This window comes from Ruegeria sp. CE12 (assembly GCF_056537525.1).
The window spans coordinates 94,799-109,438 of record NZ_JBQFRS010000002.1; the positions used below are offsets into that span (position 1 = coordinate 94,799).

General features: G+C 55.3%; 14 protein-coding genes, 1 tRNA gene and 1 pseudogene. 7 read left to right on the forward strand and 9 right to left on the reverse strand.

The window, feature by feature from the left end; genetic code table 11:
• Positions 1–49: 49 nt before the first annotated feature.
• Positions 50–123: transfer RNA gene (locus tag ACR0IO_RS05240), tRNA-Cys, on the reverse strand.
• 228 nt (positions 124–351) lie between these two features.
• Here ACR0IO_RS05240 and ACR0IO_RS05245 point away from each other — a divergent pair.
• The 3 genes from ACR0IO_RS05245 to ACR0IO_RS05255 all read left to right on the forward strand — a co-directional run bounded on the left by ACR0IO_RS05245 (position 352) and on the right by ACR0IO_RS05255 (position 3,457).
• Positions 352–1,005 (forward strand): protein-L-isoaspartate O-methyltransferase family protein, encoded by a 654-nt coding sequence (locus ACR0IO_RS05245; protein WP_480739899.1) that lies wholly within the window; start codon positions 352–354, stop codon positions 1,003–1,005.
• Between the two features lie 95 nt (positions 1,006–1,100).
• Entirely contained in the window at positions 1,101–2,519 is a 1,419-nt protein-coding gene (locus ACR0IO_RS05250; protein ID WP_155151647.1) for a TolC family outer membrane protein, read from the forward strand.
• Positions 2,520–2,593: 74 nt separating this feature from the next.
• Positions 2,594–3,457, forward strand: coding sequence for a hypothetical protein (locus ACR0IO_RS05255; RefSeq protein ID WP_480739901.1), 864 nt, complete (start codon positions 2,594–2,596; stop codon positions 3,455–3,457).
• 3 nt (positions 3,458–3,460) lie between these two features.
• On the opposite strand, the gene ACR0IO_RS05260 is transcribed toward ACR0IO_RS05255, so the two are convergent.
• Complete coding sequence (locus tag ACR0IO_RS05260) at positions 3,461–4,918, reverse strand: cobyric acid synthase (RefSeq protein ID WP_480739904.1); 1,458 nt, start codon at positions 4,916–4,918, stop codon at positions 3,461–3,463.
• A 163-nt stretch (positions 4,919–5,081) separates the two neighbouring features.
• Complete coding sequence (locus ACR0IO_RS05265; RefSeq protein ID WP_155151640.1) at positions 5,082–5,402, reverse strand: DUF6280 family protein; 321 nt, start codon at positions 5,400–5,402, stop codon at positions 5,082–5,084.
• A gap of 218 nt (positions 5,403–5,620) precedes the next feature.
• On the opposite strand from ACR0IO_RS05265, the gene efp reads away from it, so the two are divergent.
• Complete coding sequence (efp, locus tag ACR0IO_RS05270; protein WP_155151636.1) at positions 5,621–6,184, forward strand: elongation factor P; 564 nt, start codon at positions 5,621–5,623, stop codon at positions 6,182–6,184.
• Positions 6,185–6,244: 60 nt separating this feature from the next.
• Here the strand turns inward: efp and ACR0IO_RS05275 are convergent, their stop codons facing one another.
• Both ACR0IO_RS05275 and ygfZ read right to left on the reverse strand, forming a co-directional pair.
• The gene (locus ACR0IO_RS05275; RefSeq protein WP_155151633.1) at positions 6,245–7,189 is read right to left on the reverse strand and encodes an ABC transporter transmembrane domain-containing protein; all 945 of its coding nucleotides are present in this window, start codon (positions 7,187–7,189) and stop codon (positions 6,245–6,247) included.
• 113 nt (positions 7,190–7,302) lie between these two features.
• Positions 7,303–8,040: a CAF17-like 4Fe-4S cluster assembly/insertion protein YgfZ gene (gene ygfZ, locus ACR0IO_RS05280; RefSeq protein ID WP_480739907.1), complete on the reverse strand. Its 738-nt coding sequence runs from the start codon at positions 8,038–8,040 to the stop codon at positions 7,303–7,305.
• Positions 8,041–8,113: 73 nt separating this feature from the next.
• On the opposite strand from ygfZ, the gene ACR0IO_RS05285 reads away from it, so the two are divergent.
• The gene (locus ACR0IO_RS05285) at positions 8,114–8,788 is read left to right on the forward strand and encodes a TIGR04283 family arsenosugar biosynthesis glycosyltransferase (RefSeq protein WP_480739910.1); all 675 of its coding nucleotides are present in this window, start codon (positions 8,114–8,116) and stop codon (positions 8,786–8,788) included.
• A 7-nt stretch (positions 8,789–8,795) separates the two neighbouring features.
• On the opposite strand, the pseudogene ACR0IO_RS05290 reads toward ACR0IO_RS05285, so the two are convergent.
• Positions 8,796–9,551: pseudogene (locus ACR0IO_RS05290) on the reverse strand (hypothetical protein); the annotation flags it as partial.
• A gap of 102 nt (positions 9,552–9,653) precedes the next feature.
• On the opposite strand from ACR0IO_RS05290, the gene ACR0IO_RS05295 reads away from it, so the two are divergent.
• Positions 9,654–10,424: an alpha/beta hydrolase gene (locus ACR0IO_RS05295; RefSeq protein ID WP_480739912.1), complete on the forward strand. Its 771-nt coding sequence runs from the start codon at positions 9,654–9,656 to the stop codon at positions 10,422–10,424.
• Between the two features lie 21 nt (positions 10,425–10,445).
• On the opposite strand, the gene ACR0IO_RS05300 is transcribed toward ACR0IO_RS05295, so the two are convergent.
• The 3 genes from ACR0IO_RS05300 to parE form a co-directional block, all read right to left on the reverse strand.
• A complete protein-coding gene (locus tag ACR0IO_RS05300) occupies positions 10,446–10,727 on the reverse strand; it encodes a hypothetical protein (RefSeq protein WP_155151624.1) in 282 nt (93 codons plus the stop codon).
• A 331-nt stretch (positions 10,728–11,058) separates the two neighbouring features.
• Positions 11,059–11,916, reverse strand: coding sequence for a DUF5677 domain-containing protein (locus ACR0IO_RS05305; RefSeq protein WP_480739914.1), 858 nt, complete (start codon positions 11,914–11,916; stop codon positions 11,059–11,061).
• Positions 11,913–13,871: a DNA topoisomerase IV subunit B gene (parE, locus tag ACR0IO_RS05310; RefSeq protein ID WP_480739916.1), complete on the reverse strand. Its 1,959-nt coding sequence runs from the start codon at positions 13,869–13,871 to the stop codon at positions 11,913–11,915. The genes ACR0IO_RS05305 and parE overlap by 4 nt, the downstream gene beginning before the upstream one ends.
• A 160-nt stretch (positions 13,872–14,031) precedes the next feature.
• Between parE and ACR0IO_RS05315 the strand changes: the two genes are divergently transcribed.
• Positions 14,032–14,640, forward strand: a complete 609-nt coding sequence (locus tag ACR0IO_RS05315; protein ID WP_480739919.1) for a carboxymuconolactone decarboxylase family protein — start codon at positions 14,032–14,034, stop codon at positions 14,638–14,640.

Here is a 14,640-nt window from a genome sequence, read left to right on the forward strand (position 1 = left end):
AACATCCTTTGAAAAAAGGAAATAAATACAATTATTTACAGTATTTTCATGGAGGCGAGTACCGGAATCGAACCGGTGTACACGGATTTGCAATCCGCTGCGTCACCACTCCGCCAACTCGCCTTTTCAAGTAAAATCAAATACTTGCCGTGGTGTGACAGGCGTTCTAACAGCTTTCGATACAGACGTCCAGTGGGTCGGCGCAAAATAGACGGACGTTTGGCAGATTCGGGGCCGAGAACAGCGTCGACCGCTGAAAGTTGCTTTTGAAATTTCAGTACTTGAGACGTTGCCGGAGGGTGACGAATGTGGCACAAGCCGATCAATCAGGGAAAAAGAATGAGCGATCACATGACAGATTTCGCAGCCCGACGTCTTACAATGGTTGATACACAGATTCGACCTTCGGATGTTACAAAGTTTCCCATTATCGATGCGATGCTGGCTGTTGAGCGTGAGAAGTTCGTTCCGGGCTCACATCGGGAAGCGGCTTATGTCGGCGATTTGATTGAACTGGGCGATGGGAGTTGTCTGCTGGAACCGCGTACCCTGGCCAAAATGCTGGACGCGCTGAACATTTCCAACGATGAGGTGGTGTTGGATATCGCCCCTGCGCTTGGATATTCAACTGCCGTCGCGGCCCGGATGGCTCAACTGGTTGTTGGTGTCGAAGAGGATGAGACCCGCGCCACGGAAGCGCAAAGCAACCTGATGGAAGCTGAAGCTGACAATGCGATTATTCATACCGGTCCGCTCGAGCAGGGAGCTGCAGAACACGGGCCATATGATGTCATTATCATTCAGGGCGGTGTCGAGCGCTTGCCAGATGCGCTGCTTGATCAGCTGAAGGATAATGGCCGCATCGCATGCGTGTTCATGGAAGGCCGGTTAGGTACCGTGAGGATTGGTCGGAAGACAGCTGACCGGGTAACCTGGCGAGACGCCTTCAATGCAAGTGCGCCGGTACTACCGGCATTTTCCGCCGAGAGTGCATTTTCGCTATAGTCATTCAGCAGATTTTTCTGCTGCCTTGATTAGTTGAAAACAAAGGCGCAAACTACCTGCGAGGCAGGGTTATTTTGATTTGAGAGGAATTGGGTATGCGTGGAATGGCTAGAGGTAAGCTGGTCAAGGCTCTCGCATTGACAGCTGGTCTTGCTCTGAGCGCAATGCCGGTGCGATCGGTTTGGGCCGACAATCTGACAGATGCGTTTATTGGGGCTTACAACACTAGTGGCCTGCTGGAGCAAAACCGTGCTTTGCTGCGTGCAGCGGATGAAGATGTCGCAATTGCATTGTCGGCATTGCGTCCAATCATCAACTGGACGGTTCGTGTCAGCCGGGATTACACGAAACGTCGTGTTGGTACCGTGGTAACCACGACTGAGCCATCAAACTTCTTTTCCGGATTGACGCTTAGCCAGCTGATCTATGATGGCGGCGCATCCGTTTTGGGCAAACAGTCGGCACAGGAAACGGTTCTGTCGACCCGCCAGTCTCTGATCGATATCGAGCAGCAGGTTCTTTTCCGCGCTGCGACCGCTTACTTGCGGGTTTTGCTTGAAGAAGAAACTGTCCAGATCCGTCAAAACAACGTCGATCTGTCCAGCGAAGAATTGCGCGCCACTCAGGATCGTTTTGAGGTTGGTGAGGTTACGCGGACTGACGTTGCGCTGTCAGAATCGCAGCTGGCCAGTTCGCGTGCCGATCTGGCCGATGCCAAGGGTGCGCTCAGCACCGCACAGGCAGAGTATGTGAACGCGGTTGGCAAACTTCCTGGCCGCACGGCTGGTCAGCCCAGCCTGCCAAACCTGCCTCGCTCGGCGGCAGAGGCTCAAAACCTCGCGCAGCGCAACCATCCTTCCATTCTGTCCGCCCAGCATCAGGTTCGCGCGCTGGATTTGATCGTTCAGCAACAGCGCGCAGGGTTGGGGCCAAATGTCAGCCTGAACGCTGATGCGGGTATTACTGAAACCTATGACAGTGATGACTACATCAATGACGCAACTGTCTCGCTGACCTTCAACCAGCCTATCTATGCTGGTGGTCGTTTGGCTGCTGCTGTTCGGCGTGCCATGGCTACGCGTGATGCATCACGGGCCAATCTGTTGAATGTTCAGAAAAACATCACACAGGGCGTGACGGATGCCTATGTGCGCTTTGAAACGGCGACCGCAAGCCTGACTGCTTCGAACGAACGAGTGCGCGCCTCGCAGGTCGCTTTTGACGGAATTCGGGAAGAAGCAACCTTGGGTGCACGGACCACGCTGGACGTACTGACTGCGCAGCAGGATTTGCTGGACGCTCAGCTCGCGCAGGTTGCGTCCCGTACCGAGCGTTCGCTGGCTGCTTATCAGCTGTTGCAGGCGCAGGGGCTTCTGACTGCAGAGCGTCTGGGGCTCGCTGTTCAAATCTATGATCCGACCCTCTACTATAATCTGGTCAAGAAAGCTCCAGCTCAGGTCAGCAAGCAAAGCCGTGATCTGGATCGTGTCCTCAAAGCGTTGCGTCGCGAATAAGCGGCGTTACTACCTGTTGTGAGGTCAGAATTGTTTAGCTACACTTGGTCCAAGGGCTAGAGCGGTAGAGAACAATGTCAGATAACACGATAAAAGCAGGGGTCGAGGACGTCCTGTCCTCGGTCAAACGTCTGGTCAGCGAAGAGGGCCGAAAGGTTCCCGATCTGGTTAAGGCTTCGGCTCCACGCAAACCCGGGCGTTTGGTTTTGACCGATGCCCTGCGAGTTGGCGATCATCCAAAGGTTGCAAGCGCAGAGGCTCCGCTGAAGCTTGAGGCTGAATATTCGGCCGATGCGATAATGCAAACGGATGAGGCTAAGCTTCAACCTGCCAATGATCTTTCACAACCGATGAGACTACGGCCCTGTGACATCGTTCAGCCGGGCGAGGGCGCTGAAGTTTCCGAGAACCTTGAGAATGCTCATCCTGCTTCGGATCAATCGACCGAAGCTAATGGAGAATCTGCTGATCTTGCAGACAGCCTGAGTGCTAAGATCGAAGCGCTGGAAGCTGCGATTGCCCGCACCGAAGATCAGTGGGAGCCGGATGGCGAAAGCGACGACGCCTATTCAGGAACACGTACGACATCCATGAATTGGAGCGAAGAGGTCGAATCTTCCGAGGCATTTGAAGACGAAGATGATGCCGCCGAAGAGCTGGACGCAGCTGAAGACCCAGAGTTTGTGACGGAAGAAGTTGATGTACCGGTCACATTTATCCGAGATCCAAGCTTGAATGCTCAGTCGGTTGCAGAAGAAATGGATGAAGTTTCAGAGATTGATGCTCGGCTTATAGACGAGGCAGCTCTGCAGGATTTAGTCGCGCAAGTCGTCCGGCAGGAATTGCAGGGCGCATTGGGTGAACGTATCACGCGTAACGTTCGCAAAATGGTAAGGCGCGAAATCAACCGTGCTCTGGCCGAGCAGGATCTGGAGTAACTGCTAGCTACGCTGAGGTGTCTCGGCCAAAGAAAGCAACAGATCCAGATCCATATGCGTCTCGAGATGGTCAGCAAGGTCATCAAGCGTTTGATCAACCCCGTCTTCATAGGCGTTGTTTGAACTCACTCCCAGTTGCTTCAGATAACTGGCACGGAAAGAATCCGAGGAGAATATCCCGTGCAGGTAGCTGCCGCGAATGCGCCCATTCGCGCTGGCTGCACCTTCGGGCCTGCCATCAATCTCCAACCATGAGCGTGTGCAGTCTGGGCCTTCGGTCCGGCCCATATGAATTTCGTAGCCACTTACCGGCGCTCCGCCTTCCAGTGCTTTGGCCTTGGTTAATGTTACGCGTTTCTGCCCAGCCATGACGGTGCTGACATCCAATAAACCAAGACCGTCGACAGTACCTGGGCGCCCATCCACGCCATCCGGGTCCGAGATCGTCTTCCCCAGTATCTGGTAACCTCCGCACAGGCCCAACACGTGGCCACCACGACGCACATGCGCATACAGGTCGATGTCCCAACCCTGTTTTCGGAAGTAAGCCAAATCCCCAATCGTGGATTTACTGCCGGGTAGCAGCACCAGATTGGCGTCACCGGGCAGTGCACGGCCTGCGGGCACAATTTCAACACTAATGTCTGGCTCGGCTGACAGAGGATCAAGATCATCAAAATTGGCCATGCGCTCCAGTTGAGGAACGACTACCTTGCATTTTCCGCCTGTGTGAGAACGGATGTCCATCATGTCTTCTGCGGGCAGTTTCCAGGCGTCATGGAACCACGGAACAACGCCCAGGCACGCCCAACCAGTTCGTGTCGCGATATCATCCCGACCTTCGTCAAAAAGGCTTACATCACCTTTGAACCGATTGACGGCAAAGCCGCGGATCATCGAAAGGTCATTCTGGTCCAGAACTGCCTGAGTACCCACGATCTGGGCGATGACGCCGCCTCGATGGATATCTCCAACCAGAACGACAGGTACTCCGGCCGCGCAAGCGAACCCCATATTGGCGATGTCCCCGTTGCGCAGATTGGTCTCTGCAGGACTGCCGGCCCCTTCGATCAGAACAAGGTCTGCGTCACTACAAAGCCTGTCAAAGCTCTGCAGTGCAGCGCCAAGTAGTTTGGATTTGTCTTTCCGATAGTCTCCGGCCTTCATCGTACCGGCACGTTGCCCTTGTACAATGATCTGGGCACCTGTGTCCGTCTCGGGCTTCAACAGGATCGGATTCATATCGGTGTGCGTAGGGCGGTTGGCAGCGCGGGCCTGTAGCGCTTGCGCCCGTCCAATCTCGCCGCCGTTTTCTGTAACCGCTGCATTGTTGGACATGTTCTGCGGTTTGAAGGGGGCAACGCGCAGGCCGCGACGCGAAAAAGCACGGGCTAGCCCGGCCACCAGAACCGATTTCCCGACATTGCTGCCGGTGCCCTGAATCATGATTGCGCGTACCATTGGGTGCCTCCTGTGGATGGCAGCACATGACCTGAAATCAGTGATGGAGAAAAGTCCGGAATGGCACGCAGGCATTCCAAAACCGACAATGCTGCAATCATCCGGGCATCAAAAAAGCGCGCCGCAACAGCGGGCGCGCCTTTTTGAAAAACAGAAACAGGCTTTAGGCTGCTTCTGCCTGCTGAGCGGCGTTGCGCCGTTCGCTTTCTTCGCGCGACAGGGCAACCGAAGTACGAACACCGCGACCTACGAATTCCATCAGACCACCTACAACACGTTCGTTGGGGTCGATGCCGGCACAGGTCAGTACCTCGCGGCCATCGCGCGAGCGAGCCCAGCGAGCAATTTGTTCAGGTCCATTGCCATACTTCTTGTCGTCGGCGATGGCGTCGTCGAGCGCGGCCAGTACGACAGCCGCAAAAAGTTTCCGGGCACGGTTGCCTTGTTCATTGTTAAAGGCGGTGCCGTCAACGAAATCTCTCATCTCGTTTTCCTTGTTGTTCTTGCTCTTGCATTTTCGGCGTGACGGTTCTTATGACCTATTAGATGCGATTCGGATACACTTAAAATGCATAGTTGCGTTGCGTCATTTGCATGGCTTGCTGCACGTGCAGCACTAGGTGTCGTCGTCTTGTCAGGTGTGGTCCCGCCAGATATAGGGACGTCAACTGACGCATCAACCGTTTGTGAAGGAATTATGTAATGCCCAAGATCAATGGGAACGAAATTCGCCCCGGCAATGTGCTTGAGCATAACGATGGGCTATGGGCTGCGGTCAAGGTCGATCATGTGAAACCTGGCAAGGGTGGGGCCTTTGCTCAGGTCGAGCTGCGCAACCTGCGCAATGGCTCGAAACTGAACGAACGCTTCCGCTCTGCCGACAAAGTCGAGCGTGTGCGCCTTGAGCAGAAGGATCAGCAGTTCCTTTATGAAAACGACGGTATGCTGGTCTTTATGGATGCCGAAACCTACGAACAGATTGAATTGCCAGCAGATTTGCTGGGCGAGCGTCGCCCGTTCCTGCAGGATGGCATGACCATTGTCGTTGAGTTTTATGAAAGCGAAGCGCTGAACGCGACCCTGCCACAGAAGGTGACCTGCAAGATCGTCGAGACTGAACCAGTCGTGAAAGGCCAGACTGCTGCGAACTCGTTCAAACCCGCTCTGTTGGACAATGGCGTAAAGGTTATGGTTCCTCCGTTCATTGGTCAGGACGAGATGATCATCGTGAACACCGAAACCATGGAATATTCTGAGCGCGCGTAACGTCGCGTTAAATACTATTGAGGAATTGGCCGTATCAGCAGTTGCTGAACGGCCTTTTTCTTATCGGTTCGGATTTGCGTGGCGATACCGTTCTCGGTCAGGCCCGAATAACTCCAGCAACAACTCATATTTTATGCGGTTGGCGCTGACTTGCCTGTAAAATGCAATCAGGAAAGAGGTCGGACCCTGAATGCGTGTTAAGCCGCTGGTTGCCGCTACAACGGTGCCCACATCTGTTTCGCCCTTCAACACCAGCCAACCGCCCAGCATCAGGACGCCTACGGTTCCGGCGCCGTTAATCACGCTAAGAAGGAACTTTGCTGACAGCTTCCAGATGAACATTCGTCGCCGTGTTTCAAATATCTTATCAAACTGGGCGTAGACTTCATTGGTGATCGCGTTGATCTGTTCTGTTGTCAGATGATCTGTGGCGCTGCGAAGAATGCGGACCCGCTCAGCCACAAAGATGTTCACTTTGCGTTGTGAAACCAGAACGATGATAATCTGAGGCACGATCATCGACAGGGCAATCAGCCCAAGCCCGGGTTGTGTGGATGATATGTAGCCTATCACGCTGATCAGCGTTCCGACCTGAACCACAGGATCCGCGAAAGCTCCGCCAGCAAATTTCCCAAGCTCTTCCGCCTCAGCCGAGATTGCAGTTGTCATGGTGCCTTTGCGCAGGTTCTCACCGGCTTTGTCGACATCAACTGTTCGAGCCAGCAACCGTTGCCGGATAAGGCGTATGATGTCCTCGCCCAGTGTACCTGCGCGATAGCCCAGCACCCATTTCAGGGCGAGGCTTAGCATAATGACCGCCATCATCCCGGCACCAAGCAAAAGCAGGTAGTCAGGTTTGGGATCTTTGGCGGTCAGGTGATTGACGATGTCGCGCTGAAACTCGAGCGGAGCAGCAGCGAGCGCCGCAACCGCGAGTGATAGAACTATCAGTACAATTTGCCGCCCCGCGCTAACGCGCCAGATGGCCGAATATAGCTGCAACATGCATTTGCCCGGTCATACACCTGATAGCAGTGTTAACCTGCTGGCAAGGATGGGCAATTGCACAATCGATTAGCGCGACAAAGACGTGCCGCAGCTGCAACAGGACTTAAACGTCAATCGTTTAGTCTGACGACCGCGTCTCCGGCTCGCATGTCGCCACTGGCGCGTCCGAACCTGAGATAGGCAATCGCTTTGCCACCGGATTGTGTGTACAGAACGCCGGCTGCTTTTCCATCGGATAGAATTTCAGTACCAACCGGGGCGCTACCTTCGATGGAAACCACACACAGGCCTTTGCGCAGCTCGGTCTTGTGCTTCATTCGGGCAGTCACCTCCTGTCCGACGTAACAGCCCTTTTTAAAGTCGACACCATTGAGTGCCTCAAATCCAGCTTCAAGGATATATGTGTCTGCTGTCAGCTCCACACCTGTCTCAGGAATACAGTGCGCCACCCGGATCGAATTCCAGTCCGTACCGTCGTCGCCCTCGGTCTGTGTTGTGTAATTCCGCCAGCCAAGATCCGGGTGGCGTGGGTCGGGCAGGGCGCCATCCGGTGCTGTCCCGGTTCCGCGTTGAACTTGGAGGTCTGTGTTTTCGATCGCAACATCTGCGCGTAGCTTGTACATAGTCAACCGTTTGGCTAGGCCATCAGCCAGATCGTCAGCAACATCCAGAAGCACCGAACTGCCGTCACGCTTCAGAAAGAAGTCAGCAAGATACTTGCCCTGAGGCGTCAGTATCGCGGCATAGACCAGCCCGTTCTGTAGCTGGTCGATGTTGTTGGTGACCAGCCCTTGCAGAAAGCTGTCAACATCCTTGCCGGTCAGGCGCAAAATGCGGCGGGTGGGCATGGGCTGGTCCTCGTCAATTCCATCAGCCCCGTGATATAGGAGATCACACCGCCATGACCAGAGGTTACAAGCCGTGTCCGCTCCGATCAGTATCGTAATTCCAACTCTGAACGCCGGAGAGACTCTTGTGCCCACGTTAGAGGCTTTAATGGAAGGGCTGCATGCCGGCCTGATCCGTGAGCTGGTTGTCACGGATGGTGGGTCGACAGACCAGACGCTGCAAATCGCTGAGGAGGCGGGCGCCAGAATTGTCTCGGGCGCACCTTCTCGTGGCGCGCAGTTACGCCGTGGGTGTGAGCAGGCGAAGGGCGACTGGCTGCTGGTTCTGCACGCAGACACGGTATTGGAAACCGGGTGGAGCACCGAGGTTGAAACTCAGTTGCAAACAAGGCGACCAGCTACCTTTCGGTTGTTGTTTCGTGCAAAAGGACTTGGCGCACGCTGGGTGGCCGGATGGGCCAATATCCGCACGCGCCTGTTCGGGCTGCCTTATGGCGATCAGGGGCTTCTGGTCCCACGCCAGACATATATCTCAGCGGGTGGGTTTCCGGATCAGCCATTGATGGAGGATGTCGCACTGATACGCGCACTACCTCGTGTCACGCTTCTATCCTCGCGCGCCTTCACGAGCGCGGAACGCTATATTCGTCAGGGCTGGGTTCGGCGAGGGGCTCGGAATCTGTGGACATTGACCCGGTATTTTCTGGGGGCGGATCCTGAACTGTTGGCTCAGGCGTATCGGCGATAAGGCTCGCGCGCAGCTCGACAACCGATTTCCCAAGACGGAATGGCGCAGCAAAGCTGACAAGACATAGCGCCACGATCTGCAATACCAGAATGTGCGCGTTATCCTGCAGATACTCCCATTCATCCTTCAGCTTGCCGACCTGCTCGACTAGATCATCATAGCTTTGTGCGAGAATAAGGTAGTCCCCGGCAATCGCGGGCACCTTGCGTCGCATGTTGTCGATGGCTGCCTGAGTAGCTTCATCCAACGATGTAAAAACCAGAAATTGTTCGATATCGAACGCATCCGCTGTGGCGGCCATGTCCCGCATGTCGTCCATTTCATCTTTGGCCTGACGTCCGAACAGGAAATGCAGCCCCTGCAGCGGTGCGACTTCATTCGTCACGGCGATGAACAAAGGTAAATCAGCATTGCTTGCGGTTGAGGCTGACAGGAATTCGACCTTTTCACACAGCACCGCCGTATCGGGATCAAAGGCGGGATCGCAAAACCGCAACCTGAACCGCGCTGCATCGCGATCAAACGCCAGCGTCGCCGCATAGGCCACGTCGATCTGCCGGTCCAGACGCGAGCTGTCAGAGGTATAAAGCCCCGCCAGAACCGCCACCAGCGCACCAATGCCGCCCAGCACGACCCAGACCAGATCGGCCAGCTTCCACGCCCTGTGACCCGCTGGCTTGCGAAACAGGAACGCGGTTCCGATCAGCCCCAACAGAAAGAACAGGATCAGCAGCGGCAGTTGGTTGTCGGTCACAAAACTCATGGGCCTGAGTTTAAGTGGTCCCAACCATCACGCAACAGCGATCACGCGCAGTTGTAACGTCTTACGGGATGTTCATACTGCATCAAGGAGAGGGAGATTTTGATGACGAAAGAGATTGTACTGATCCACGGCGCCTTCGCAGGACCCTGGTGTATGAGGGATTATGCGGCCTTTTTCCGCGATCGGGGCTGGACGGTGCATACGCCCGCTTTGCGTTACCACGGCGGGGATCCCCAGGCCGAACCTGATCCGGGCCTCACCGATACCAGCGTGATGGATTATGCCAATGACATTGCTGATTTTGTGCAGGGTCTGGACAGCAAGCCGGTCATCCTGGGCCACGCCATTGCAGGCGTTGTGGCGCAGCAGGTCGCCTCACGCGGGTTGGCTAGTGCAATTGTTCTGATCAACCCCAACGCGCCGTGGGGCACATTACCGGAAACCGACGACGAACGTGCCATCCCGCGTGCGTTGATGGAGGGTGGGGCGTTCTGGAAACAGCCGATGCGAGTCGATTTCGACCTGATGGCCCCCTTCGCGCTGAACAAGATGCCAGAGGCGCAGCAGCATGCGGTGTTTGACCAGTTGGGGGCCGAAAGCGGTCGGGTGATGTTTGAGATGTTCTTCTGGATGTTCGATGATCACCACGCGATGAAGGTGGATATCGATAAGGTCGACTGCCCGGTGCTGATCGTCTCAGGCACCGAGGACCGGGCCGTGAACCCTGATACCTGCCGGGCTTTGGCGAAGCTGTACGGCGACCGCGCGACCTTCATGCCCGTCGAAGATCACGCGCATTTCCTGTTCATGGAGCCCGGTTGGGAAAACCCCGCCGCGCAGATCGTGGATTGGCTGGAGGAAAAGGTGGGCTAGACCGCCCACCTACGCGCCGCGTTACTTGCTGACCTGAAAGGTGCTCTGAGGCTTCCAGTGCATGCCGCCATCATCACCGCGTACACAGCGCAGCAGGCGTTCCTCGCGTGTGGTGATGGTCGATGTGACGGTATTGTCACCGGTCACGAGGATGAAGGAGTCCAGTGAATAGGCCATGCCCTCGTAATAGCAGAACCGGGTCTCGGCACCGTCCGGAATAGGGGATGCTGTGCTGAGTGTCTGTTGTGCCAGCACCGGCGATGCCAGGGCTGATAGAGCCAGACCGAACCAAAGTTTCTTCATTTCTGTCCTCCCGTTGGAAATCTGAAGTCGTTCAAATGGTTTTGACGCTCACGCCTCATAAATCGTTCTTGGATGACGGGTTGAGGGTAAGTGTGAACGAGATCAACGGGTTAGGCAAGAGGGTTGCGGTGTGCCGGGCTGAAGCCCGGCCTAAGGGTGGGTAGATGGCTCATGCCATACATCCAAGACATGCTGCGAGGCATCATGCACGCGCCGGACCCGTCCACATAGGCGAGCGCGAGTCTTATGATCAGGGAGGATGGTTGTTTACGCCCATCTGGACGCGCGGAACTTGATGGGTGCGAGCACCAATCTTACGCTCGTTGATCACTTATTTCGCGTAGAAATCCGAAAGTTCTGATGACAGCTCTTGTGCCTCGGCCTGATAATATAGGCCAGCTGCAGAAATTAGGTGTGTCGCATTTCCAATATTGGGGAACTTTTCGGCAATAACTCTAGCGAGAGCTTCGCTGCTATGAATTATCAAGTTCGTGGTAAGAAATGATATTTGCTCCGGATCCCAACCGTAGTCATGACTTTCGTTTGACTTTTGATGTGCGTAGAGAGAACCGTGCGATATTTCGGAAGCAAATTGATAACCGGCTGTTTCTGCTCCATGAAACAGAATTTGAGCCGACTTAGAAACGTCGCCAACCTTAGCAATCATGCCGCTTCTATCATCTTGGAAGCACTTCTTGCTCTTTTTGCCATCACCTTTTTCAAAGTACTCGATTGCACGTTTTACGAATGCATCATCCCTTCCAATTCGCGGTGAAAAGTGGAGCACCTCTGTTTTGGATTCAGTCTTTAGAACTTGGGTTTGGTCTTTGAACAAACGATATGCTGAATACAATTCAGCTCTTTCAGCTATCTGGCCTGCGTCCGACAATGTATAAGCAGCGTTCAAGCATGTTTCGTAGAAAGTCCGTGCTAAAAGAAGTGAGTGCTTTGTAAGGATAGAGAGTTCTTCATTGAACTTCGCTGCTGCCTCGGCCGTCGAACAGGCAGAAATAATCAATGCCGTTGCGACCTTGATTTGCTGTAGCTCAGCTTTCGTGCACTTTGGCGACAAAGAAAACGCTACTAGATCAATTCCAACACGGTGCAGAATCCAAACAACCGTATGTTGATACTCTTGTCGTTCCAAATTGCTTTGGGTTTGTTTGGATTCAAAGGTGACCCTTTTCAAACATCCAACTCCTCCACAAACCGCGCGTTCTCCTGAATGTACTGGAATCGCAGTTCGGGTTTCTTGCCCATTAGGCGCTCGACCAGATCCCCGGTTTCGCCGGGTTCGTCCTCGTCGATAGTGACCCGGATCAATTTCCGGGATTTGGGGTCCATAGTGGTCTCTTTCAGGTCCTTGGCGTCCATTTCGCCCAGACCCTTGAAGCGGGAAACGTCAATCTTGCCCTTGCCGCCCAGACCTTTCTCAAGCCACTCGTCCCGCTCGGCCTCATCCAGGCAGTAGACTCGCTTGGCGCCTTGGGTCAGGCGGTAGAGGGGCGGGCAGGCCAGATACAGGTGGCCCGCGTCGATCATCGGGCGCATCTGGGTGAAGAAGAACGTCATCAGCAGAGAAGCGATATGCGCCCCGTCCACATCCGCGTCGGTCATGATGATGATCTTGTCATAGCGCAGATCGTCGACGTTGAACTTGGTGCCAAGCCCCACGCCCAGCGCTTGGGTCAGGTCGTTGATCTCGGCATTGGTGCCCAGTTTCGAACTGGCCGCGCCCAGTACGTTCAGGATCTTGCCACGCAGGGGCAGCAGGGCCTGTGTCTTGCGGTCCCGACCCATTTTGGCGGAACCACCCGCCGAGTCGCCCTCGACGATGAATAATTCCGTGCCGTCGCGTGTTGAACTAGAACAGTCCACCAGCTTGCCGGGGAGACGAAGTTTTTTAGTGGCGGACTTGCGTTGTGTTTCCTTCTCGGCCCGTCGGCGCAGGCGTTCCTCAGCCCGCAGGATGAGGAAGTCCAGAATGGCGCCGGCGGATTTCGTGTCCGCGGCCAGCCAGTTATCGAAGTGGTCGCGGACCGAATTCTCGACCAGCCGCTGTGCCTCGACCGTGGCCAGACGGTCTTTGGTCTGGCCCACAAATTCCGGTTCACTGATGAAACACGAGACCAGAGCACAGCCGCCGGTCATCAGGTCATCACGGGTGATCTGCGCGGCCTTCTTGTTGTTGATCAACTCGCCATAGGCTTTGATCCCTTTGAGAACCGCAGCCCAGAAGCCCGCGACGTGGGTGCCGCCTTCTGGGGTGGGGACGGTGTTACAGTAGGATTGAATGAACCCGTCGCGCGAGGGCGTCCAGTTGATCGCCCATTCGACCTTGCCGGGAGTGTTGAACTTTTCCTGAAAATCCACGGTTCCGGCAAAAGGCTGCTCGGCATAGGTGGAGGAGCCGTTCATCGTCTCCTTCAGGTAATCCGACAGGCCGCCGGGGAAGTGGAATGTCGCCTCGGTCGGGGTTTCGCCGTCGTCGATGTGGGATTTCCAGCGGATTTCGACGCCTGAGAACAGGTAGGCCTTAGAACGGATGGATTTGAACAGCCGCGCAGGTTTGAACCGGTGATGGCCAAAGATTTCCTCATCCGCGTGGAAAGTCACCATGGTGCCGCGCCGGTTGGGGGCAGCGCCCACCTTTTCGACAGGACCCAGAGGGATACCGCGCGAGAACCGTTGTTCGAACAGTTGCTTGTCGCGAGCCACCTGAACGACCATCGAATCTGACAGGGCGTTGACAACGGACGCACCCACGCCGTGCAGACCGCCCGAGGTCTGATACGCTTTGCCTGAGAATTTGCCCCCTGCGTGTAGGGTACAAAGGATCACCTCAAGCGCCGATTTGTCCGGGAACTTTGGGTGTGGATCGATTGGAATGCCGCGCCCGTTGTCGCGCACCGTCAGGGCGTAGTCGGCATGCAGCTCAACCTCGATCCGGTTGGCATGGCCGGCGACCGCTTCGTCCATTGAGTTATCGAGGATCTCGGCGACCATGTGATGCAGCGCACGCTCGTCTGTGCCGCCGATATACATACCGGGGCGTTTGCGGACCGGTTCCAGACCTTCAAGCACCTCGATTGAAGAGGCGTCATATGTAGCGGTGGCGCTGGGCGTCAACAGGTCGTCGGGCATGGGTGCTGCTCTTGTTTTTAGGTTTCCCCCATTATGGCAGGTGATGTGTGTCGGGGGAAGGGGGACGCGAGGTGTTGTGGAAAAACTATCCTGACAGCTCGGGTTGCATATTGCCTCGGGTTGCGCTCATCTGACCGCCGGAGAGGGAGGGACAGGAAAAATGAGCTGGATCAGGACTGTACCGTTCGAAGAGGCGACCGGTAAACTGAAGAAACTGTACGAACGGGTGACCGGCCCTGACAACAATGTGGACAACATCATGATGGCGCACTCGCTGCGACCGCATTCGATGGAAGGTCACATGGCATTGTATAAGAACGTGCTTCATCATTCAGGTAACAAGGTTCCCAAGTGGTTTCTGGAAACGCTTGGGGTCTGGGTCAGTTCGCTGAATAGCTGCGCTTACTGCGTAGAACATCATTTTCAGGGGTTGCAGCGGTTGTTGGGCGATGAAGCCAAGGGCAATGCAATCCGTGCGGCGATTGAGGCGCGGAACCCGGGCTCTGCTCCGTTGGATGGGGCGCAGATTGCGGCGATGCGCTATGCACAGAAGCTAACGGAAACACCCGCCGGAATTGTCGAGAATGACATTGTAGCGCTTCGGGATGCGGGCTGGGATGACGGTGAAATTCTGGAGATTAATCAGGTCTGCGCCTATTTTTCTTATGCAAACCGAACGGTTCTGGGTCTGGGCTGTTCAACCGAAGGAGACGTGCTGGGCTTGTCACCAAACAATTCAGGGAATCCAGATGACTGGGGGCATAGCTGA